Origin of the sequence: Bacteroides sp. AM32-11AC, assembly GCF_003603515.1 — a bacterium.
Taxonomy (GTDB): Bacteria; Bacteroidota; Bacteroidia; order Bacteroidales; family Bacteroidaceae; genus Bacteroides; species Bacteroides uniformis.
The window spans coordinates 115,619-141,458 of sequence record NZ_QTNH01000008.1; the positions used below are offsets into that span (position 1 = coordinate 115,619).

The 25,840-nt window shown below is 49.0% G+C and carries 12 protein-coding genes; all 12 read left to right on the forward strand.

Annotated elements, in window-relative coordinates; translation table 11 throughout:
- The first annotated feature begins 6 nt into the window (after positions 1-6).
- The 12 genes from DW800_RS10485 to DW800_RS10540 all read left to right on the forward strand — a co-directional run bounded on the left by DW800_RS10485 (position 7) and on the right by DW800_RS10540 (position 25,812).
- Positions 7-1,629 carry a RagB/SusD family nutrient uptake outer membrane protein gene (locus DW800_RS10485; protein ID WP_035447034.1) on the forward strand — a complete coding sequence of 541 codons (1,623 nt, stop codon included), beginning with the start codon at positions 7-9 and terminating at the stop codon, positions 1,627-1,629.
- 40 nt (positions 1,630-1,669) lie between these two features.
- A complete protein-coding gene (locus DW800_RS10490) occupies positions 1,670-3,127 on the forward strand; it encodes a glycan-binding surface protein (RefSeq protein WP_035447037.1) in 1,458 nt (485 codons plus the stop codon).
- A gap of 127 nt (positions 3,128-3,254) precedes the next feature.
- Positions 3,255-4,697, forward strand: a complete 1,443-nt coding sequence (locus tag DW800_RS10495) for a cellulase family glycosylhydrolase (protein WP_227224547.1) — start codon at positions 3,255-3,257, stop codon at positions 4,695-4,697.
- A 31-nt stretch (positions 4,698-4,728) separates the two neighbouring features.
- Positions 4,729-6,801 carry a glycoside hydrolase family 97 protein gene (locus DW800_RS10500; protein WP_117703865.1) on the forward strand — a complete coding sequence of 691 codons (2,073 nt, stop codon included), beginning with the start codon at positions 4,729-4,731 and terminating at the stop codon, positions 6,799-6,801.
- Positions 6,798-10,523: a glycoside hydrolase family 2 TIM barrel-domain containing protein gene (locus DW800_RS10505; protein ID WP_227224546.1), complete on the forward strand. Its 3,726-nt coding sequence runs from the start codon at positions 6,798-6,800 to the stop codon at positions 10,521-10,523. The genes DW800_RS10500 and DW800_RS10505 overlap by 4 nt, the downstream gene beginning before the upstream one ends.
- Before the next feature lie 26 nt (positions 10,524-10,549).
- Positions 10,550-12,610, forward strand: coding sequence for a beta-galactosidase (locus DW800_RS10510; RefSeq protein ID WP_044467951.1), 2,061 nt, complete (start codon positions 10,550-10,552; stop codon positions 12,608-12,610).
- Positions 12,611-12,632: 22 nt separating this feature from the next.
- Positions 12,633-15,740 carry a glycoside hydrolase family 2 TIM barrel-domain containing protein gene (locus DW800_RS10515; protein WP_117703863.1) on the forward strand — a complete coding sequence of 1,036 codons (3,108 nt, stop codon included), beginning with the start codon at positions 12,633-12,635 and terminating at the stop codon, positions 15,738-15,740.
- 57 nt (positions 15,741-15,797) lie between these two features.
- Positions 15,798-17,414 (forward strand): alpha-L-fucosidase, encoded by a 1,617-nt coding sequence (locus DW800_RS10520; RefSeq protein ID WP_035447050.1) that lies wholly within the window; start codon positions 15,798-15,800, stop codon positions 17,412-17,414.
- Between the two features lie 14 nt (positions 17,415-17,428).
- The gene (locus DW800_RS10525; RefSeq protein ID WP_005830303.1) at positions 17,429-19,819 is read left to right on the forward strand and encodes a TIM-barrel domain-containing protein; all 2,391 of its coding nucleotides are present in this window, start codon (positions 17,429-17,431) and stop codon (positions 19,817-19,819) included.
- Between the two features lie 49 nt (positions 19,820-19,868).
- Positions 19,869-22,709 (forward strand): family 43 glycosylhydrolase, encoded by a 2,841-nt coding sequence (locus DW800_RS10530; RefSeq protein ID WP_227224326.1) that lies wholly within the window; start codon positions 19,869-19,871, stop codon positions 22,707-22,709.
- The gene (locus DW800_RS19805) at positions 22,709-22,993 is read left to right on the forward strand and encodes a hypothetical protein (RefSeq protein WP_070100546.1); all 285 of its coding nucleotides are present in this window, start codon (positions 22,709-22,711) and stop codon (positions 22,991-22,993) included. The genes DW800_RS10530 and DW800_RS19805 overlap by 1 nt, the downstream gene beginning before the upstream one ends.
- A 137-nt stretch (positions 22,994-23,130) precedes the next feature.
- Complete coding sequence (locus DW800_RS10540; RefSeq protein WP_119958041.1) at positions 23,131-25,812, forward strand: DNA gyrase/topoisomerase IV subunit A; 2,682 nt, start codon at positions 23,131-23,133, stop codon at positions 25,810-25,812.
- Positions 25,813-25,840 lie beyond the last annotated feature (28 nt).

Genomic DNA, 25,840 nt, shown 5'->3' on the forward strand with positions numbered 1-25,840 from the left:
AATAACATGAAATACAGATTTCTCACCCTTATATCGTCGCTCCTCCTGCTCACAGCGTGCAGCGACTCTTTTCTGGAACGTGCTCCCGAAGGCAACTACGTGGATGTAACCTTCTACACTTCCGATAAAGCTTTACAAGCGGCTACAGCCCCGCTCTACAATCGTGCCTGGTTCGACCTCAACCAGCGTTCCATCGTGCCGCTGGGCAGTAACCGGGCTAACGACAACTTCAGCCGCTGGGGTTCCCCAGAATTTACCAACTTCAAGGTAACGGCATTGAACGACAATCTTGCCGCTGCCTGGAAAGGATTCTATTCGGTCATCACCATGGCAAACGCCGCCATCAGTGACGTGAAGACCAAATGCAGCAGCAACGTAAGCGAACAGGCTAAACTGACCGCCATTGCCGAAGCGCGCCTGATGCGTGCCTGTGCCTACTTCTACATGGTGCGTCTTTGGGGACCAGTCATTATCATTGAAGATAACGACAAAGTGGTAGCCAACCCCATCCAACCCCTCCATCGCGAAGAGGATGTGTTTGAATTGGTGATTCGCGACCTGACCTTCGCAGCTGAGAACCTCCCCGAAGTGCCGATGGCCAAAGGCCGCGTCAGCAGTTGGGGAGCCAAAGGAATGTTGGCCAAAGCCTACCTTGCCCGTTCTGGATGGAAAGGAGGTACACGAGACAATACAGACCTGGAACTGGCAAAAAAGATAGCAGCCGACGTGATAGAGAACAGCGGAATCGCCCTTTACGACCGCTACGAAGACCTCTTCAAATACAAACATAACAACAATCCGGAATCACTCATCGCCATGCAATGGGTACCGTTAGGTGATTGGGGAGTATGCAACACCCTGCTTGCCGACCTTGCGGGTAACAGCACGATGACTGGTGGCATTAACGTCTGGAGTAGTTACCAAGCCAGCATTGATATGCTTCAGCAATATGAAGTAGGCGATACCATACGCCGCAACGCAACGTTCTGCACTCCGGGAACATATTATCCCTATATTTGTATTGCCAATGGTGGATACACCTACGACGGCAACACCTCCAGCATCAAGAAAGGCGTGCCCGGCGGTCCCGATGATGACAACGATGGCTATATCCAGTCAATGAATTCTCCGCTTAACACCTACATCTTGCGTTTGGCCGATGTTTATCTCACCTATGCCGAAGCTTGTCTCGGCAACAATGAAGAATTGACCGGCGGCCCCGGTCTGGAAGCATTGAATCTTGTCCGCGACCGTGCCTGTATTCCACGTAAGAAAAGCATCACCTTTGAAGACATTATCCGTGAACGTCGCGTCGAATTTTCTATGGAGTATTGCAACTGGTATGACATGGTGTCGTGGTATCATTGGAGACCCGACTACATGCTCAATTATTTCCAGAACCAGCACCGAGGTTATACAGTTGACAACATTGTGAAAGATGAGGACGGCTATCTGCACTTCGGTAAATACGACGGTGATGTCTTCCTCGAAGGTGTGGAAAATTGGCAGGAACCGGGCGAAAATGTCGAAATTACCCACAACAACATCATGATGCCCTATCCGGAAAGCGACATCATCCAGAACCCGCTGCTGAATGAAGAACCGGTAGCCTATGAGTTCAGTGAATAAGTCAAACGATACATTCATTATCTAATTTTACTATTATAACATGAAACATATCCATTTTCCCTTAATATTGCTGACCATTATGCTGGCATGCAATCTCTTCACCGCTTGTAACGACGATGAAGGCGGCGGTATCCCCGTCATCCACCACATTCGCCTGACAGACCCCGAGAAAGCCGACAGTACCTTTACTGACGTAAATCCAGGTACCATGATTGTGGCTATCGGTGAAAACTTGAACGGTGTGAAAAAAGTATTCATCAATCAACAAGAAGTTTCATTCAACAGTAACTACAGCACATCTACCAATCTCATCCTCACCATTCCCGCAGATTTACCGCTGGTTGGCGCCAATCCCGATTTGAAGGATGAACTACGTATAGAAACTACGCACGGCACAGCCATCTACTCGATGCACGTGCTCTCGCCTGCACCCTATATTACCCGCATCGCCACTACTTTCCCCGTAGAGGTAGGAACACCATTACGCGTAATAGGAGGCAATTTCTACGAAATCCAGCGTATCTACTTCACCACAGCCGAAGGTGACATTACCGATGCTCCCGTATCAACAGAAATAACAGAATTTACAGTAAACAAAGATTTCAGTGAAATTTCCTTCAAGGCACCGGCAGGACTGATTGATGAAGGAAGTCTGGTAGTAGAATGCTATACGGCAGCGGCATTCACTCCCTTCCGCCGTACAGCTCTTCCACCGAGCATCAACAAGGTAAGTTCCATGATGCCTATCACGGGTACTACTGTTACCGTACTGGGACAGAATTTCATGGACATCGCCTCCATCACAATGGGCAACCGCTCCGTAGACCTCTCTACTGTTACTATAAGCGAAGCCAACGATGTGCTTACCTTCACCATGCCGCGCCCACCACAAGGCACTTGCTCACTCGCCATCACCACAATGGGCGGCACTGCCGAAGTTCCGGGCTTCTATCCTCTGGAGAATATCGTGCTCAACTACGATGACATCGGTTCCTTCTCATGGGGCGGATTTGCCACAGCCATCACAGCCGACGGTTCGGTACCCCCCTACTTCTCCGACGGGCAATGCTATCAGCTGGCCGGTGAACTTTCTGCATGGAACTGGTGGTGGGGACAATTGCAGAACACCGCTGTATGGAATATTGATGCCGCCTTCTTGCCTGCCGCTACACCGACTTCCGAACTAGCTTTACAGTTCGAGTGTTTTGTAGCGCAAGAATATGGCGAAGGTCCTGTCTTCCGTATCTACCTCAAAGGAAACGAGGCACACAACTACACGGACTATCGTCCTATGAGCGATTTCACTGGAAAGACCGAAGTAGGCCAGTGGATGCAATGCAGCATTCCGCTCTCTGCACTCGTGGATGAAGCTACCTGGGGCAAATTCCAAAGCCGGAGTGGCGAAGAGCTGGCACTCCAGATGACCAACCCCAGCGGTAATGGTCCATACAACATCGAAATGTATTTTGATAATTTCCGAATTGTCAAGATACAATAATTCAATAAATTGAATTCAGACACAGAATTAACATAAAGTGACACCGCTCTTTTAAACTTTTAGACGCTGATTCAGCTGAATCAGCGTCTAAAAAATGAATACACCGCAATTATTAAAGAGAAAATCAATGAATATCATGGTACAAATCTTCAAGGAAACCCTATTGACCAGCCTGATTCTGTTTCTGATGACGGCTTGCTCTGACGATAAAAAAGAACTGAAAATCATCGTAGAGCCTACTTCCTTCCATTTTGAACAAACGGGTGGTAGCAAGAAATTCGGTATCACCCCCAATGAACCAGCCACTTTCCAAAGTTCGGAAGCATGGTGCAAAGTAACCTCGGAAAGCAGCACTCCCGTACAGGCAATCTATAACATAACCGTAGAACCCAACACTACGCCCGACGTGCGCAACGCCATCATCACCGTCAGCGTAAAGGAGCATGTACAAGAAATCAACGTGGAGCAGGCGGCCTATATCCAAAGCGATGAACCGGAAAAATACACTGTACGCGAGAATCTCACAACCCACCAACTGATTAACGAAATGGGACTGGGCATCAACCTAGGCAACACGCTGGATGCCGTGGGCGACTGGATAGACCCAAGCAACATTCTCAATTACGAACAAGCATGGGGAAGCCCTATTATCACACAAGAAATCATTGAAGGATATGCCAAAGCGGGCTACTCATCTCTGCGCATACCGGTCAGCTGGGGCAATCTGCTGTCCGACGACTTCAAAGTGCATCCTGACCTGATGGACCGCGTAGAGAAAATCCTAAACTGGACCCTCGACTGTGGCATGGTGGCTATCATCAATATCCACCACGAAAACGAATGGATTAAACAAGTACCCACCGACAGCAAAGCAAAAGAAAAATTCACTTCCATCTGGAAACAGATATGTGAACGCTTCGAAAAGTACGGTGACCACTTACTGTTCGAGCCAATGAATGAAATCGGATACGATGAGATTTGGACTCCGTGGAGCGGTAGTGAAGCCGACAAGGCAAAGGCACTGGGATACGTGAACGACCTCAACCAGCTCTTTGTCGACATAGTAAGAAACAGTGGCGGCAACAACGCCAAACGTCATCTGTTGGTGGAAATCTACAACACCAACTTGGAGTATGCTTACGACCCCTTGTTCAAGATGCCGAATGATCCCGCAAACCGACTTGCTCTTACAGTGCATTACTATACTCCCGCAAACTTTGCCATACTGGGTGGAGGCGAGGTTGTCGATTGGGGTGTAGGCCGGGAAAGCTGGGGAACGGAAGCTGACTTCAAGGAACTGAACGACAATATGGACCTACTGAAGAAGAATTGCGTAGACAAAGGAATCCCCGTCATCATAGGCGAATATTGCGCCGACTCCAGAAACAGAACAAAGGAAGTGATAAGACTCTTCTGTGTTTCCGTAACCGAAGCCATCTACTCGCGCGGCATGTGCCCAATGCTATGGGACACTCCGGGGGGACAATACAACCGACAGACTTGCCAGTTCGACGACCCTCTCTTCTTAGAAGAAATGATGGCTATTCCGGTTAAATATCCACGGAATTAAACAAATATTCATAATCAATAATCAAATAAAAATGAACAGAATCAGCACTTGTTTCGCCAGCCTATTGCTTTCTTGTGCATTGACGGCACAAGCACAGCAATATCAACTGAATTCACCGGACGGAAAACTAATTGTCAACATCGAAGCCGGACAAACCCTCAACTGGGCGATTGCCCACGACGGTACCACCGTTCTTTTGCCTTCAGACATTGCCATGCAATGCACCGAAGCTGAGGGAAAGCCCATTGCTTTCACCTTCGGCAAAAATGTGAAGGTGACCAAAGCTACCCGTACTTCCGTCGACACTTCCTTCCCCACTCCTTTCTACAAAAAGGCGAATGTGAAGGACACTTATAACCAACTCACGCTGAAATGCCGTAACGGCTATAGCATACAGTTCCGCGCCTACGACGACGGAGCCGCCTATCGTTTTGTTTCCGAACTGCGCAAACCTTTCTGCGTGAAGGACGAGATTGCCGAGTTCAACTTCGACCGCGATTACCACGCTTTCGTGCCCTATATTAACGACAATCGCGCCGGCGAGCGTTACTGCTACTCCTTCGAGTCCTACTACGATGAGGCCCCCCTCTCTCGCATGTACAAAGACTCGCTTGCCATTACTCCGCTGATGGTAGAACTGGAGAACGGAAAGAAAGCCGTCATTATGGAAGCCGGATTGTCCAACTATCCCGGCATGTTCCTCACTGCCAACCCACAGATGCCCCACGGAGTGAAGGCAGAATTCGCCCCCTATCCACAGGAAACAGTCATCGGAGGCTATGACCGCTTGAACCTCGTCCCTACCAAACGTGCCGACGTTATCAGCAAGCCCAACAATGCCCCCTACTTCTGCCCCAACGGGCGTCCCACAGGGAAACAGACCTATCCTTGGCGTGCCGTGCTTGTTGTTACCCACGACACACAACTCGCCAACAACGACATGATGCAACGCCTCGCACCCGAATGCCGCATCGCTGACACATCCTGGATTAAACCCGGAAAAGTGGCATGGGACTGGTGGAATACTTGTAACCTGACCGGCGTGGACTTCAAGGCAGGCATGAATACGCCCACCTATAAGAAATACATCGACTTTGCCGCCGAAAACCAGCTGGAGTATATCATCATCGACGAAGGTTGGAGCGGAAAGGAATCATTAATGGAAGACATCAGTCCCGAAATCAATCTCGAAGAACTGGTGGCATACGGCAACCAAAAGGGCATAGGCATCATCCTCTGGGCAAGCTGGCGCAATCTTACGGGAGGAGGCGACATCTCCCCTGCCGTGGAACAAGTTATCAGCCACTACGCACAAATGGGAATCAAAGGTTTCAAAATTGACTTCTTCGACCGCGACGATCAAATCGCCATCTCTTCTACCGAACAGCTCGCAGCATGCGCCGCCAAGCATCACATGTTGCTTGACCTACACGGACTGAAACCCTTTGGTATCCAGCGTGCCTATCCCAACATCCTCAACTTTGAAGGTGTGAAAGGACTGGAAAACAGCAAGTGGGAACCCATCGTGAACGGTGCGCCCTTGCATGACTTTCCACGCTACGACGTTACCGCTCCCTATCTGCGCCAACTCGTCGGTCCGATGGACTATACGCCGGGAGCTATGGTAAATGCCACCCGTTCCTTGTTCCGCTCCGTCAACGATCACCCCATGAGCCAAGGTACGCGTGTACACCAGATGGCTATGTACACCGTCTTCGAGGCACCCTTGCAGATGCTTGCCGACAGTCCCAGCAAATACATAAAGGAACAGGAATGCACCGACTTCATCGCCAAGGTTCCCACTACCTTCGACGAAACCATTGCCCTTGATGGTAAAATAGCCGAATACATCACGATAGCACGCCGAAAAGGTAACTCTTGGTTTGTAGGTTGCATGACCAACTGGACTCCGCGCAGCTGCACCATCGACCTCTCCTTCCTCGGCGAAGGAAACTATGAAGCTGAAATCTTTGCCGACGGCGTCAATGCCGACCGTGAAGCTACCGACTATAAAAAAGAAGTACGCATCGTCACTGCCAAAGACAAACTCAATGTACAACTGGCACCCGGCGGTGGATGGACAGCACGAATTACAAAAAAATGAATCTGAGAAAACTGTTTCTGCCATTGTGTTCAGTAGCCTTGTGCCTGCAATCCTATGCACAAGACAAATCCTTCCTTAAGGATATGCTCTGGTATATAGACAACCCTTCTGTATTTGAAAAAGGACAAGAGGAAGGACACGCTTGGCATATGCCCGAAAAGAGCATGCTACTGAATGGGACATGGAAGTTTTTCTGGTGCGATACACCGGAAGGGATACCTGCACACTTTTTTAACCCCGAATTCCCGGATAAGCAATGGGGCGACATCAAAGTTCCCTCAAACTGGGAAATGCAAGGTTATGGTGACAAGCTGTTCAGAAATGTATCTGCTCCCTTCGGGGTGAATCCACCACATGCTCCCAAAGAGTATAACCCTACCGGACTATACCGGCGAACATTCAAGGTACCTGCAAGTTGGGCGGCAAAAGACCAGATATTTTTAAGGTTCGAGAAAGTGGCATCCGCTTCTTTTGTATGGGTCAACGGTCATGAAGTGGGCTACAATGAAGGAGCACAAGAACCTGCCGAATACAACATCACTCCTTATTTGAAGCCGGGCGAAAACACGCTGGCTGTCTGTGTACTAAAGTATTCGGACGGCTATTACCTGGAAGGACAAGATTATTGGCGACTGGCCGGAATCTTTGACGACGTATGGTTGTACGCCACACCTGCTGTCAGGATATTCGACTGGCAAGTAATCACAGAGTTTGATAATACGTATACCGATTCGCAGTTAAGTATTCAGGTAAAAATCAAGGACTACCAGAACAAGCAAAGCGGGAATTATGGATTGAAGGCTTACTTAAAGGATAAAAACGACAAGATTATCTGTAACTTTTCCGCAGCTCCATTTGAAATGGACGCTGCGGAAAAGACAATACAGTTGCATACCTTGGTACAAGAACCCCGGAAATGGACAGCCGAGACACCCGAGCTTTATACGCTCGGTCTGGAATTATCCAATCCGGCCGGTCTGCAGAAAGACAAGATAGAAACGGTCATCGGATTCAAAAAGACGGAAATCAAAGACGGTGTCTTTTATCTTAACGGTATCCCACTGAAAGTCAATGCACAAAATTCGCACATGCAGCATCCCGAAGAGGGACATGTCATGGACGAAGCCACCATACGCAAGGATTTTGAATTGTTGAAACAGTTTAATTTCAATGCCGTACGTACCTCTCACTATCCTCCGGTGAATAAGTATTTGGAACTGGCCAATGAATACGGGCTTTATATCATAGACGAGGTGGGCGATGAAGCCCATGCCTCGGAATGGATTTCAAGTCTCCCGGAATACGAAGAGATGTATCGCGAGCGATGCCGCAGAATGGTGTTACGGGACAGAAACCATCCCTGCGTCTTGTTCTGGAGCGCAGGAAACGAAAGCGGTGAAGGTATCAACATTACCCACACCATTGAAGAAGGGAAATCGCTGGACCCCACCCGCTTCTGGATGTATGGCGGAAATGCATTCTCCCATCCGGCAGAAGATATTATCGGACCCCGTTACCCTACTCCTATGGAACTGGAAATGCAGGTAGGCATAGGAGAGGATTCCCGACCATCGTTTATGGATGAATACTTATCGGTTGCAGGCAATGCCGGCGGTGCCCTGGACGATTATTGGGAAGCCATCTACCGACATCCCCGCCTGATGGGAGGGGCCATCTGGGATTTTGTAAGTCCGGGACTGACCGAACGGATAAGGCAAGTGGACGACCTTTCGCCCTTCCATACTCCCGCCCATCTGATGGGAAATGCCCGCTTAGTGAAGGAAGGAAAGAACACGGTGCTGGACTTGAACGGTCACGACCAATGGGTAGAGGTCTATCGTGCAGACAATGTGGAGTTGAACAGTAATGAACTGACACTCACTTGCAGAATCTACCCCCGGAAACTAGTAAGCAGTTGCGGCTCATTCATCACAAAAGGCAATTATCAGTTCGGGCTGCAACAACGCGGTAAAGACAAACTGGAATTTTATATCTATACTGATAAAAAGCATTCCGTATGCGCCTCCTTGCCTACTGACTGGGAATACAACTGGCATCAAGTGACGTGCGTCTACGACGGACAGAAAATGTCCATCTATATAGACGGAGCAGAAAAGGCCTCCACACAAGCATCGGGCAATATCCGGAACTTCCCCTACCCCGTCAACATCGGTCGGAATGCAGAAACACACGGCCAAGAGACTTCGGTCTACATCTGCGATGCTCAAATGGACGAAGTCGGCATTTTCGCCAAGGCACTGACTTCCTCTTTTCACCCGGAAGAAGCCGCTCTGTGGCTAGATTTTGAGCAAGAGACGGAAAATGGTACATTCTACAGTTACGGTATCGGTGCACGTACGTACGGCAGCATCTGGCCCGACCGTAGCGTACAGCCCGAAATGTGGCAAATGAAGAAAACCGGACAACCTCTTTCTTTTTCCATGTTGGATGTGACAGAGGGAGTCGTTGAGTTATGGAATCGCAATCATTATACAAATGCTTCCCGATATGCCATACGATGGGAATTGAAAGAAGATGACAAGGTTATTCAATCGGGCGACTTGGCACTCTCAACAGCGCCGCTTAGCCAAGAGCTGGTGCACATACCTTATAAGAAGCCAGCCCTGATTCCCGGCAAAGAATACCGCCTGATGCTTCATGCCGTCCTGAAAAAAGATGAATTGTGGGCAAAAGCCGGACATGAGGTGGCATGGGAAGAACTTGAACTGCCTTGGAGCCTGCCATGCTCTTCGGAAGAAAAGGCTCAAGGCGTACCTTCCTATTCACTTTCGGAGAAAGAATTGGTTGTCTCCGGAGATGGCTTCAAATATGTATTCAACCGTACCGACGGACAACTGACGTCGATGGTTGTTCAAGATATGGAACTGCTGGAATCACCGCTCCGGCTGAATCTTTGGCGTGCCCCGCTGGCCAATGAGCTGGACAACTGGAATGCCTCCAGCGCCCGCTCCTCCAACTGGAAAGAAGGTTACGGATACACGGTAGCCACAGAAATGTATTCTGCAGGGATTGACCGCCTGACACATCAGCCCCTCTCTTTTTCGGTGTCCGAAACCACCGAAGGCGTACATATACACATCATTGATGCGGAATTGATGGGCAAAGGAGAAAAAGAGAAAAAAGACCTCTACATCGAAGGAATACAGAACAACGGCATCATCAACCACTATGAGTATATTATCAATAGTGAAGGGACGATAGAGATACGCCATGTATTGAAGCCTGAAGGGAAAATGCCGCTTTGGTTTCCTCGCATAGGACTTACGCTGACCGTAAGCGATGCGCTCGACCAAGTGAAATGGTACGGCCGAGGACCGCAAGAGAACTATCCGGACCGGAAAACCGGCTATCCGACGGGGATATATGCCTCTACCGTACAAGCTATGTACGAGCCCTATCTAATGCCACAAGATTACGGATTGCGGACAGATGTACGCTGGCTGCAACTGACCACGGACAAAGGCATCGGCCTTCAATTCAAGATGAACGAATGGTTCAACTTCAACATTTATCCGTACAGCACAGACAATCTGACGAAAGCGATGTATACCTACCAATTGCAGAAGCAGAAAGGCATGACCCTGAATCTCGATTATGCCACTACCGGGGTCGGCTGTACGGCCCGCGGTGTATTCGGTGCTTACAAGGCGATGCCGCAGGAATATCGGAGAACCATCAGCATAAGACCTATGATGAAATAAAAATATTGTATCGGACTGGTAAGATTATGAAAAACAAAAATTACTTTATTCTATTAGTGTTGTTTTTAAGCGCTTTACAAATAAAAGCGCAGTATTCATTCGACAACGTGCTTTATGGTGCAGCCTACTATCATGAATATATGCCCTATGAGCGACTGGATGAAGATATCCGGCTGATGAAAAGAGCCGGCCTGACAGTAGTGCGCGTTGGAGAATCTGCCTGGGGAGTATTTGAGCCGCAAGAAGGAAATTTTGAATTTGAATGGATGGACCGCATTCTGGACAAGATGCATGCAGCAGGAATCAAAGTCATCTTGGGAACTCCCACCTATTCCATTCCTGCATGGCTGGCATACAAACACCCGGAAGTGCTGGCAGAACACGCCAAAGGAAACAAAGCCTATTATGGAATCAGACAGAACATGGATTTTACAAACCCGACCTACCAATTCTATTGCGAACGGATTATCCGCAAGATGCTGGAAAGATATGCACAGCATCCGGCAGTCATCGGGTATCAAGTGGACAACGAAACAGAAGCGCGCGGAGTAAACAACAGAGACTATTTCTTCGGATTCAGGAACTACATCAAACAGAAATTCAACAATGACCTGAATCTGCTTGCCAAGGAATGGGGAATGAACTACTGGGGAATGAACATCAACACCTGGGAAGAGTTCTATCCGCGCGATGGAGTGACAAGCCCCTCGTACAAGAATGAATGGGAACGCTATAACCGGAAGGAAGTGGCCGATTTTCTGAATTGGCAGTGCGACCTTGTAAATGAATACAAGCGTAAAGACCAATTTGTCACCCACTGCTTTATGCCCGACTTCCATAATATAGACCAAGTGGAAAGTTTCAGGCAGATGCAATATCCTGCCATCAATGTCTATCACGATGTACAGGATAAACAAGACGGCCAGCGCATCGCTTATGCCGGTGACTTCGTGCGCACCGTGGCCGACAACAATTACATCGTCATGGAAACCAACGCACAAGGCATCGGCTGGGATGCCCGCACCCAGTTTCCTCCCTACGACAACCAGTTGCGGCAGAATGTGTACGCACATTATGCTTCCGGAGCCAATATGGTGGAATACTGGCACTGGTCTACCCTGCACTACGGGCAGGAGACATACTGGCGAGGCGTGCTGGGCCATGACCTCCAGCCCAACCGCATATACAAGGAATTCACCACCACCGCCAAAGAGTTGGAAAGAATAGGCAGCCACATCGTGAACTTGAAAAAGAAAAACCGGGCAGCTATCCTCTACAGTCATGATTCTTATCATGCTCTCGGCTTCATGCCCTACACTTACAAGAGCAATTATCCCATTGATATGGTGCATAAAGCCCTCTATTTCCAAAACATAGAAACGGACATCATCCCTTGTGACAAGACAACCGATTTCAGCGGATATGACATGCTTGTCATTCCCCCTTTGTATGTGGCTACCGACCAATTGCTATTAGCCATTGATGAATTCGTACAGTCCGGCGGACACGTGGTAATGATGCACAAAAGCGGTTACTGCAATGAGCACTCCGCAGTTCGGGCCACCTTGGCTCCCGGGCCGCTACGCAAAGCCTGCGGCTTCCATTACCAGGAATTCTCCACTATCGGTGACTTATCATTAAAGGATAACCCCTTTCAATTAGAGGGAAAGAACCAGATAAGCGACTGGTATGAATTCCTGATTCCCGAGACAGCCACCCCGTTGGCTTATGCAGAGCATCCGTTCTTCGGCAAATGGCCCGTTGTCACCGAAAACAAGTATGGCAAAGGCAAACTGACCTACATAGGAGCCTACCCTTCGCAGGAATTGCTGAATGCCATCGTGCGAAAGGCAGCCATCCATGCCGGTATCATCTCTTCAGAGAGCGACGTGTTCCCCATCATACAGCGTTCGGGAATAAACAAAGCCGGAAAAGCCATCCGTTACTTCTTCAATTACAGCAGCGAGAGCAAAGAAATCACTCATAACTATCCGACGTCCAAAGAGCTGATTTCCGGCAAGACTGTAAAAGAAGGAGACCATATAACATTGCCCCCCTGGGGAGTTCTCATCATGGAAGTTTATTGACCATCAGAAAACATGAGAAAAAATGAGAAAAAAGATATTTGCCTTTCTATTGCTAAGTGCCCTATATGCCGGCGCCCAAGAAGTTCCAGACTGGGAGAATCCTATTGTAGTCGGCATCAACAAAGAGCCGTATCATGCCACACTGACATTGCCTTCGCAAAAAGCCGATTGCAAAGAAATCATATCCCTGAACGGCAAGTGGCGATTCCAATGGTCTGCCGGCCCGGGAAAGCGCCCGGCCGACTTCTACAAGAATGATTTCAATACCGACACATGGGATACCATCACAGTACCGGGAGCATGGCAATTGCAAGGTTATGGGAAACCTATCTATTCCAACGTAAACTATCCCTTCCAGAAGGATGCACCCAAAGTGACAAGCGAGCCTCCCGCCGAATATTACAGTTACGGGCACAGAAATCCCACAGGCTCTTATGTCACCACGTTCGAAGTGACGCCCGATATGAAAGACAAGTGCCTATACCTTCACTTTGAAGGAGTAAAATCGGCCATGTATGTCTGGGTAAACGGAGAGCGGGTAGGCTACAGCCAGAATTCGATGTCGCCTGCCGAGTTTGACATAACCGAATTTGTGAAGAACGGAACCAATCGTCTGGCAGTGGAAGTGTATCGGTGGTCGGACGGCAGTTATCTGGAAGACCAGGACATGTGGCGGCTTAGTGGAATACTCAGGCCGGTAGAGCTATGGGTACGTCCCCAGACAAATATCCGGGACTATAGGTTCAGCAGCGACTTGTCGGACGACATGCGTTCAGCTACATTCGGAACCGAAATTTGGATAAGAAACCAGACCGACCGCAAAGTAAAAGACCTGACCGTAGAAATAAACCTGGTGGGGAAAGACAACAGAGGAAATAAACTCGACAAAAAAATGGTGGCTCCCGTAGGTACTATTCAGGCCTTTTCTGAAACGAGCGTCACACTGTCCGAAATGCTCCGGGAGCCTCAACTATGGTCTGCCGAAAAACCGCATCTATATGACATCCACATCAAGCTTCGCAGGAAGAATGAACTTTTGGAATCGTTCGAATACCATTGGGGCATACGGAAAATAGAAATCGCGGGAGACGTCTTCAAAGTCAACGGGAAAGCCGTCAAGCTGAAAGGAGTGAACCGTCACGACTTTCATCCCCGTATGGGATTCTTTGTCGACAGCCAGACGATGGAAAGAGATATCCGGTTGATTAAACAAGCCAACATCAACATGATACGCACGTCCCACTATCCACATCTACCATTGCTGTACGAACTATGTGACAAGTATGGAATCTACGTAATGGACGAAGCGAACCACGAAAGTCACGCCTACGGTTTGGGGAACAAAGCATTAGGGGACAACCCGCAATGGACACTGGCCCATGTGGACAGGGCAGTGGCCGTGGTGGCAAGGGACAAGAACCATCCGTGCATCCTATTCTGGTCGTTGGGCAACGAGGGCGGAAGCGGAGCCAATTTGCGAGCCATGGCAGACACAGTCCGTGCCTTAGACCCCACCAGGCCGATATACGACGATACAGACCGCACGGTATCCGATGTCTATGACGAAGCCTATCTGCATCCCGACGCTTTGAAGGAACTTGGCAAGAAAATAACCGACCGCCCCGTATTCATGAGAGAATATGCCTACGCCATGGGAAATTCCATCGGCAACCTCAAGGAGTATTGGGATGTGATTGAAAAGGACGAGAGTATTATCGGAGCTGCCATTTGGTGCTGGGTAGACCAAGGCATTCCTAAAAAGCTGAACGGTGCACCGTTAAGTTTCGGCGAGAGCCCCTCGTCACTCCCATTACTGCCCGATGAATTCTGGGCGTATGGAGGAGATTTCGGGGACTATCCCAACGACGGTCCCACCGGCATTAACGGGCTGGTATCTCCCGACCGGGTGCCTCACCCCCATTACTATGAAGTACAAAAAGTATATCAATACATCAAGTTTGAAAAGAAGGGAACACAGCAAATCAAATTGACCAACGGGTATGCATTTTCCGATTTGGATGAATTCGATTACAGCTATGAGTGGATATGTAACGGAAAGGCTGTACGCAACGGCGACCTCCACTTGTCCGAAGGGAATCTGCTGGAGGTACCTTCAAGACCGGATAAGTGTGGGGAACTTTGCCTCAATGTATATGCCACGTTGAAGGAATCCACGACGTGGGCAGAGAAGGGCTTCAAAGTTGCCAAGGAACAACTTACGTATCATGACTATGAATTCCCACAATTGAAGGATGACGGCGGGAAGGCCACATTTAAGGAGACACCCGAAGCGGTGGAAATTATAGCCGCCGATGCCTTGTTCACCATAGAAAAAGGTACCGGTGCTTTGGTGAGTTGGCGAGTCAAGGGAGAAGAGTTGTTGCACAGTGCCTTGGAACCCTATTTTTGGAAACCGGCAAATGACATTCAGGTCCGCAACGGCTACAATGAACGTTTGAGCGCTTGGAAAAATGCAGAGCAAAAACGTATCGTAAAGGTATACCAAGCAACCGTAAACGATGGTATGGTGATAGTGGATGCCAGTCTCTCCCTCCCCCGGATAGGAGCCGGTTACCATCTCCGCTACACTGTGGACGGCAAAGGCCGCATACAAGTAGAAGCAACCTATCAGCCTGAAAAGGAAGATATTCCGCTGATGCCCAAATTCGGTATGCGCATGAGAATGCCCTCGGCGCTGAATCGGATAGCCTGGTACGGACGCGGCAAGTTCGAGAACTATCCCGACCGCAAGAGCTCCGCTTTCCTGGGAGTCTACGAGTGTGGCATACACGAATTTATCACGAACTACATCGTACCGCAAGACAATGCCAACCGGTGCGATACACGCTGGTTCATGCTGGGAGACAGTGAGCGATGGAAAATACAAGTCAAAGGCCTGCAACCCCTATGTTTCCGTATATGGCCCTACGGGGAAGAAGACCTAGAAGGGAAAGAACATGCGCACGAACTGCCCGAACGCGACTTCATCAACCTGAATATCGACTCCAACATACACGGAGTAGGTGGAAACGACGGATGGGGCGCACAGACCATGAAGCCATACACCATTGACGGCAATCGCTCCTACCGATATGGGTTTATCATGGAGTATATGGACAAAACAGAATAATCCGTTCATCAATGTATTCAAAAAGGAAATAAACATTTTGTAAACAACAATAAAGGTATGAAAAGAAACATCTTTAAAACAATTCTCCTATCTGCCTGCATCCTGCAAGGGGGCAGTGCATTGGCACAACAAGAGAAAGCAGAACCGGGCAAGTTCTCACCCACCTGGGAGTCATTGTCCCAATACGAAGTGCCCGAATGGTTCCGCAACGCCAAATTCGGCATATGGGCACACTGGGGTCCGCAATGCCAACCCGAAGCCGGCGACTGGTACGGTCGTGGCATGTACGAAGAGGGCGGTGCTGCCTACAAGTGGCACTTGGAGCATTACGGACATCCTTCGGAATTCGGCTTCAAGGATGTAATCAACGAATGGAAAGCCGAGAAATGGAATCCGGAGAGGCTGGTAGCCCTTTTCAAGAAAACCGGTGCCCGATATTTCTTTGCCATGGGTAATCATCACGACAACATGGACTTGTGGGACAGTAAATACCAATCATGGAACTCCGTCAACATGGGCCCCAAGCGAAACGTACTGGGCGAATGGGAGAAAGCGGCCCGCAAAAACAAACTGCCCTTCGGTGTCAGCATCCACTCCTCCCATGCTTGGACATGGTATGAAACTGCACAAGGAGCCGACAAGAAAGGCCCATACGCAGGAATCTCCTACGATGCCCGCGTAGTGACTAAGGAAGACGGCAAGGGAAAATGGTGGGAAGGCTACGACCCGCAAGAGCTATACGTACAGAATCATGCCCTGAGCGGACATGCTTGGGTGGCATGGGACTGGCCCGAAGGAACCTCTGTCCCCCCGCAGAGTTACTACGACAACTTCTTCGACCGCACAGTGGACATGATAAACAAATATCATCCCGACCTGGTCTATTTCGACGACAGCGTACTCCCCTTCTGGCCCATCAACGATACGGGGCTGAAAGTCGTGTCGCACTACTATAACCAGAACATGAAGCTTCACAAGGGCAATCTCAATGCTGTAGTCTTCGGAAAGAAGCTGGAAGCTAAACATAAAGAGGCCATCGTATGGGATGTAGAAAAAGGGGTTCCATCGGAATGCCAGGACAAGGCGTGGCAAACCTGTAGTTGCCTCGGTACTTGGCACTATAACCGCTCTGCTTACGAAGACAACTGGTATAAATCAGCCGAGACCGTCATCCACATGCTCATTGACATCGTCAGTAAAAATGGCAACCTATTACTAAGCGTACCAATGAAAGGAAACGGCACCATCGACGACAAGGAAGAAAAAATTCTGGAAGACATAGCCGCCTGGATGGAGGTGAACGGAGAAGGAATATTCGACACACGTCCCTGGTGTATTTATGGTGAAGGTCCCTCCACAGAAACAGCAATACCTTTGGACGGAGCAGGATTCAACGAAGGCAAGAACGCACCCTACACTTCTGCCGACATCCGGTTTGTGAAAAAAGGGAAATACTTGTATGCCCATATCATGAAATGGCCCTCAGACGGAAAAATACAGATAAAATCACTGGCTACCGGCAGTCCCTACTGCAAAGGAGAAATCGAAAAGGTAGAATTATTAGGAGGCGGAAAGGCAAAGTTCAGAAGAACTTCCAAAGGCTTGCTTATTGACCTTCCCAAAGACAAGACACCCAATCCTATTTCTTTGGTACTGAAAATCACTAACCGTTAAACTGCTGATATTGTATGAAAAAGGGATTTTTTTTAAGATTATTTGTCCTGCTGATGCTGACATTTTTCATAGCAGAACAAGGCAGAGCACAAACCTACCAACGCACCTCACAAGGCATAAAAAGCACTGTGCAAGGTATAAATATAGATATTAGCTTCTTCTCTCCTGTCACAGTGAGAATCTTAAAATCGCCTGACGGCTGGAAGTATACCAAAGAAAGCTTGTCGGTCATCGGGCAACCGGAAAAAGTAAAACTATCCGTCTCTTCGAAAGGGGGCATATTGACTATCAAAAGCCATCAGCTTACAGTCCATCTCAACGAAGAGACCGGACAAATAACTTTTGCCTCTTCCGATGGAAAATCGCTGTTGCAAGAACAAAATAAAGGTGCACGTTTTGATGATTTCAACGATGCCGGCACAAAAACCTTCAGCGTTTATCAATCGTTCACCTTAGAGAAAGACGAAGCTATTTATGGATTGGGACAATTGCAAAACGGCAAAATGTCGCAACGTAACCAGACCAAACGCCTTATCCAAGACAATCTTGAGGATGTGATTCCCTTCTTCCAGTCCGTCAAAGGCTACGGTCTCTTTTGGGACAACTATTCGCCAACCATCTTCAAAGACAATCAAGAAGAGACATCCTTCCTTTCTGAAGTCGGCGACTGCATTGACTACTATTTCATGTACGGCGAAAATGCCGATGGAGTAGTTGCCCAGATGCGCTACCTCACAGGACAAGTGCCCATGTTTCCATTATGGACATATGGATTCTGGCAAAGCCGTGAACGCTACAAAAGCCAAAAAGAGATTGTTGGCGTAGTGCAAAAATACCGCGAACTGGGTGTGCCCCTCGATGGAATTATCCAGGATTGGAGATACTGGGGAAGCAACTACCTGTGGAACGCAATGGATTTTTTGAACGAAGAATTCTCCGACCCCAAAAAAATGATGGAAGACATACACGGAATGAACGCCCACATTATTATCTCCATTTGGTCAGCTTTCGGACCACATACCAAACCCTATCGCGAGTTAGACAAAGGGAACATGCTCTTCAACTTCCGCACATGGCCCGAATCCGGTTCCGAGAAGTGGCCTCCCAATATGGACTATCCATCCGGTGCCCGCGTGTACGATGCCTACCATCCGCAAGCACGCGACATCTATTGGAAGTACCTGAACGAGAACCTACGTTCTGTGGGTATAGACGGCTGGTGGATGGACTCTACCGAACCCGACCATTTTCACCCCATTCCTGAAGATTTTGACACGCCCACCTATTTGGGGTCATTCCGTAAAGTACGCAATGCCTACCCTTTAATGAGTGTAGGTGGAGTGTACGACCACCAGCGTGCCGTAACTTCGGATAAACGCGTATTTATCCTTACCCGCTCAGCCTTTGCCGGCCAGCAACGTTATGGTGCCAATACATGGACAGGAGATATCACAGCATCATGGGAAGTTTTGGAGAAGCAAATACCTGCGGGATTAAACTTCTCACTATGCGGCATTCCCCATTGGAACAGCGATATCGGCGGATTCTTCCTATGGCAATATCCCTTGATGCTGGATGACCCGGATTATCGCGAGCTTTATGCCCGTTGGATACAGTTCGGTACATTCTGTCCCATGATGCGATCACATGGGGAAGGTGCTCCCAGAGAAATCTATCAATTCGGCAAAAAAGGCGAGCCAATATACGATGCGATTGAGAAATACATTCGGTTACGCTACAGTTTGTTACCATACATCTACACAACTGCCTGGGAGGTAACTGCCAATCAGTCCAGCTTCATGCGTGCCTTGGCAATGGATTTTGCCCACGATCGCAACGTGTGGAACATCCACAATCAGTATATGTTTGGCAAATCCCTATTGGTATGCCCTGTAACCCAACCCATGTATACCCAAACAGTTTCGGACACCATCCGTGTAGAAGATTTCAGTACCGTTAAGTCTATGCGAATATATCTGCCTAAAAATACGGAATGGTATGATTTTTGGACCAATCAGAAACACTCCGGCGGACAATATATCGTGAAAGATACCCCTATTGACATTTTACCACTTTATGTGAAAGCAGGTTCCATCCTGCCAATAGGTCCCGAAGTGCAGTATAGCACCGAAAAATCATGGGACAACTTGGAGATAAAAGTGTATCCCGGTTGTAACGGCGAATTCACACTTTACGAAGACGAGAATGACAACTACAATTATGAAAAAGGAATGTACAGCACCATTACGATGAAATGGAATGACCGTACTCGCATGCTCACTATTGAAAATCGGAAAGGAGAGTTTTCCGGTATGTTGAAAGAACGGAAATTCAACATAGTAACCGCTGATGGCGCAAAAAAGGCAGTGGCTTATAATGGGAAAAAAGTAACGGTTAAAATGTAATGGTTTCTAAAAACAGCTATTAATTTGCATTATGGAAATAAATACTCGTATGAAAAAATATCATCATTATCTTGCCCTTTTAAGTTTGTTTATGCTGCTCGGCATCCTGAAATTGCAGGCAGCGATACAACTCCCTGCCATATTTTCCAACCATATGGTGCTACAACGTAACTCAGAACTTACTTTCTGGGGATGGGGTATTCCGGGAGAAACAATTTCCATCGCCCCCGAATGGATGAAAGGAGAAATAATCAAAACCCAAGTCAATAATACGGGGAAATGGTCAGCCCGTGTACCTTCCGGCGAAGCCGGCGGACCTTATGAGATTCGTTTCAGCGGCTCGTCAGAAGTAACCTTGACCGATGTCATGCTAGGCGAAGTTTGGCTGTGCAGCGGACAATCCAATATGGAATGGAGCGCCAACCACGGCATAAAGAACGGAGACGAGGAAACGGCAAATGCCCATTGTCCCAATCTCCGAATTTTTCACGTGGCCAGAATAGCCGCCCCGTTCCCTCAAGAAAACTGTTTCTCGCAATGGACACAGTGCACGCCCGAAACGATGCGCAGCACGAGTGCCCTGGCCTACTTCTTCGGCCGCAACATCCAGGAAGAGCTGGACGTGCCGGTAGGAATCATCGTAGCCGCATGGGGCGGAACCACCGCCGAGACATGGACGCCCCGCGAATGCGTAATGAGCGACCCGGTCTTGTGCGACTATCCGTATGAATCCAATCCTTGGTTTCCGGCTGAAACAGGCACGTTGTACAACAGCATGATTTATCCCGTGATGCCCTACGGCATTGCCGGATGCATCTGGTATCAGGGAGAAGCCAACCAAGGCCGTGCCAGCTCCTACGCCCGGGTGATGCAGCGGCTGATAGGCTCGTGGCGTACCGGATTTAACAAGGAATTCCCATTCTATCTGGTCCAGATAGCCCCCTTCCAATACCACTCCAAAGACAACGGACCGGCACTGCTACGCGAGCAGCAGGCCATGTTGCCCGAAATGCTGGACAAGGTCAAGATGATTACCGTGTCAGATTTGGTGGACAATGTGCAGGACATCCATCCACGTGACAAAAGAAGCGTAGGCAAACGTCTCGCCAATCTTGCACTGGACGATACATACCATATATATGCAGGCCCCTATAAAAGCCCGGTCTTTGAAAGCGCCTGCCGCAAAGGCAACCATGTGACAATCTCTTTCAAAGACATAAAGAACGGACTGGCCGTACACGGGAAAAGGATAGAGGGGCTGATGATGGCCGCAGCCGGCCAGGAATGGCAAGAGGCCCGGGCCAGGATAGACGGGGGAAAGCTGATTGTCCCGGTAAAAGGAATCGAAAGCCCGGTTTCCATTCGCTACTGCTTCAGTGACGCTGCTCAAGGCAACCTTTTTTCAACGGAAGGCATCCCCTTAGCCCCCTTCCGGGCAGACAGCATTGCCTCTTCTGAAAACATTCCGGTTTCTACAGACAGCGCTTTGGAAGAATCTTTTGAATTCTCGCCCAAGTTCTCTACCGGCAATGCCAATCCCCTTCTCGACTTCCAATACATGGCCGACCCCACAGCAGTGGTGCACGACGGCCGCATTTATGTGTACGGCACTAACGACCACCAGCAATATGATGTAGTGGGCCGTAACGGGAAAAACACCTATCAGCACATCCATTCGCTGACTATGGTCTCTTCTGACGACATGGTGAACTGGACTTATCACGGAGTAATCAATGTAAAGGCTCTGGCTCCCTGGGGAATGGCTTCGTGGGCACCTTCCATCGCTTCGCGCAAGGAGGCCGACGGCAAAACCCACTTCTATCTGTACTACTCCAACAGCGGTTCCGGTGTAGGTATGCTGACTGCCACTTCCCCCGTGGGGCCCTGGACAGACCCATTGGGCAAATGTGTGGTAGACGGTAATACTCCAGGACTCGGCAAGTGTAAAGCTCCCTTCGATCCGGGAGTAGTCATCGACGACAAGGGCATCGGCTGGCTCTCCTTTGGCGGGGGCGACAGCGACGACTACATTCCCGGAGACGCACGCATCGTGCGGCTGGCAAATGACATGAAGACGCTGGACAGCGAAATAGTTGAAATAAAAGCGCCATACCACTTTGAAGCAAACGAACTGAACTATCTGAACGGCACTTGGATTTACACCTACAACACCAACTGGAAGAACCGGGATGCATGGCCCCACAAGGATATAGACAAGCCGAGCCGGTGCTGCATGAGCTACATGACGAGTCGCACGCCACTTGAGACAGACAGCTGGACCTATCGGGACAACTACTTCAAAAATCCCGGCGACTATGGCATGTCCGACAGCAACAACCATACACATCTGGTAAAATTTCAAGGGAAGTACTATCTCTTCTACCACTCACTGGGCTTGCAGGACAGCCGCGACCTCAAAGTGGGTGTCCGCAGTATCTGCGTGGAAGAAATAGAGGTGGACGAAAAGGACCTCACTATCCACATGGGCACAGCCACAGCCAAGGGCGTTTCACAAATCAAGCCTCTCGACCCGTTTGCGCAGCAACAGGCCGAGACCACAGCCGCCACACGCGGCGTTGCCTTTGAACCTACCGGACAGACAGGCAACATGTCTGCCGTAGGAAACAAGAGCGGACAGGCCATCTGTGTCCGCGGTGCGGAATTCCCGCAATCACCTCAAGCCATACAGATGAAGATAAAAGGGAAAGGCTCCATCGAAATACACATGGACAGTCCAGACGGTCCGCTCCTATCCACCTTGACCTTTGATACCGATACGTGGCAAACATTGACAAAGCCGTTGGACAAACGGATAAAAGGCAAACACGACATTTACTTCGTATTCGGGAACGGAAAGTTCTTATTTGACGAATGGAAATTCACAAAATAATGAATCCGTCGGCAGAATCTGCCCAGTATCTCTTCACCCTTGTGATGATATCGCTGCACAATTCGAGCCAACACACAACAAGCCAGCAAGTTACTTTGCCAGCGTTTTGCCACCATATTGGCAAAGTTTTGCCATGCCTTTGGCAAAGCTTTGCCAATGTGGTGGCAAAACCTTGCCAACTTGTCGGCAAGAAAGACAAAAGCAACATCGCTGTCCGCAAAGAGGCGGAAGCACGTCCTCAATATAATTCCGCTAACGGGAAAGAGACAGATTGGTTCCATTAACGGGCAGAAGTTTTAAAAAATGGGAAGGATTTGGCACAATAGTTCCGCGCAAATTCTCATTTATCGAACAAAAATTGTATTTTTGCCTGCAACTGAAAAATCAGTAATATCATAGAATAGACAATTCCCGAACAAATATGAGCGAAGATTTTGAAGCACCGAAAGATGATTTGGACAAGGAACTCCCGGCCGGGAGCGAAGAACACTCGGATTACAAACCTGCGGACGCAAAGGATGCCAATATAAAGCACCAACTGAGCGGCATGTACCAGAATTGGTTTCTGGACTACGCCTCATACGTTATATTGGAACGTGCCGTACCCCATATCATGGATGGTCTGAAACCCGTACAGCGGCGTATCCTCCACTCCATGCGCCGCATGGAAGACGGGCGCTACAACAAGGTGGCGAACATCGTAGGACATACCATGCAGTTCCATCCGCACGGTGATGCTTCTATCGGCGATGCTCTGGTACAACTGGGACAAAAGGACTTGCTCGTGGATTGCCAGGGAAACTGGGGTAACATTCTGACGGGTGACAGCGCCGCTGCCCCCCGTTATATCGAAGCACGTCTCTCCAAGTTCGCACTGGACGTGGTATTCAACCCCAAGACCACCGAATGGAAACTCTCTTATGACGGGCGAAACAAAGAACCGGTTACACTACCGGTAAAATTCCCACTGCTGCTTGCACAAGGTGTGGAAGGTATTGCCGTAGGCCTGTCATCCAAAATATTACCACATAACTTCAATGAGCTGTGCGATGCTTCCATCAGCTATCTGCACAACGAAGAATTCAAGCTGTACCCCGACTTCCAGACGGGAGGCAGTATCGATGTATCCAAATACAACGACGGTGAACGTGGCGGTGCGATACGCGTGCGCTCCAAAATAGAAAAGATAGACAACAAGACACTTGCCATTAAGGAAATTCCTTACGGGAAAACGGTGGCCAGTGTATGCGACTCCATCGTAAAGGCCAGCGAAAAAGGAAAAATCAAGATACGTAAGGTAGAGGACCTAACATCCGGCAGTGTGGAAATATTAGTGCATCTAGCCCCGGGTGTATCATCCGACAAGACCATCGATGCCCTCTATGCCTTCACCGACTGTGAAGTGAGCATCTCTCCCAACTGCTGTGTCATCGACGACCAAAAGCCCCACTTCCTCACCGTGAGTGATGTATTGCGCAAATCAGTCGACAACACATTGGCACTGCTACGCCAGGAACTGGAAATCCGTAAGGGAGAGATACTGGAAAGCCTGCATTTCGCTTCACTCGAAAAGATATTCATTGAAGAACGTATTTACAAGGATAAGGAGTTTGAACAAGCCAAAAACATGGATGCCGCCTGCGAACATATCGATGAGCGCCTGACTCCCTACTACCCGACTTTTATCCGCGAAGTGACCAAGGAAGACATCCTCCGGCTGATGGAGATAAAGATGGCACGTATCCTCAAATTCAACTCCGACAAGGCAGAGGAACTGATAGCACGCATGCGAAAGGACATAGAGGAGATAGACTGCCATCTGGCAAACATCGTGGAATATACCGTCGACTGGTTCCGTATGTTGAAGGACAAGTACGGCAAAGCCTTCCCCCGCCGCACGGAACTGCGTAACTTCGACACCATCGAAGCAACCAAAGTCATCGAAGCCAACGAAAAGCTGTACATCAACCGCGAAGAGGGTTTCATCGGAACTGGATTGAAGAAAGACGAATTCATAGGCAACTGCTCGCCCATAGATGACGTGATTATCTTCTTCCGCGATGGAAAATATATCATCACACCGGTGGCCGACAAGAAGTTCGTGGGCAAGAATATACTTTATGCCAACATTTTTAAGAAGAACGACAAACGTACCATCTACAATGTCTGCTACCGTGACGGCAAGGAGGGGACAAGCTATATCAAGCGTTTTGCCGTCACTTCCGTGGTGCGTGACCGCGAATACGATGTGACGCAAGGTACTCCCGACTCCCGTATCACCTACTTCACCGCCAATCCCAATGGAGAAGCTGAAATCATCAAGGTAACCCTGAAACCCAATCCCCGTGTACGCCGTATTATCTTCGAGGAGGATTTTAGCAATATCAATATCAAGGGACGGCAGGCGATGGGAAATATACTCACGAAACTCCCCGTACACAAGATAGCCTTGAAACAACGTGGAGGCTCCACGCTGGGTGGACGGAAAGTCTGGTTCGACCGTGATGTGCTACGTCTCAACTACGACGGGCGCGGAGAATATCTCGGAGAATTCCAGAGCGAAGACACCATCCTTGTCGTACAGAACAGCGGAGATTTCTATGCGACCAACTTCGACTTGAACAATCACTATGACGATGGCATACGCGTATTGGAGAAATACGATCCGAACAAAGTATGGACCGCCGTACTCTACGATGCCGACCAGCAGAACTATCCTTACATCAAGCGTTTCTGCTTCGAGGCAACCGCCCGCAAGCAAAACTACTTGGGAGAAAACAAGAACAGCAGCCTCATTCTGCTGACAGACGAGTGCTACCCGCGTTTAGAGGTGGTGTTTGGCGGCCACGACAATTTCCGAGAGCCGATGGTGGTGGAAGCCGACGAATTCATCGCCGTGAAAGGCTTCAAAGCAAAAGGTAAGCGCCTGACCACCTATACTATAGAAACCATCAACGAGCTGGAGCCTACCCGTCAACCGGAACCCTCGCAGAAAACCGAAGAGCAGGAAACGGATGAAGAACCGGAAATTCTGGACCCCGACCACGGTAAAAGCGAAGGGGACATACTGGACGAGATGACAGGACAGATGAAACTCTTTTGATGAAGGACGGAAATGAAGTATTAGTGGC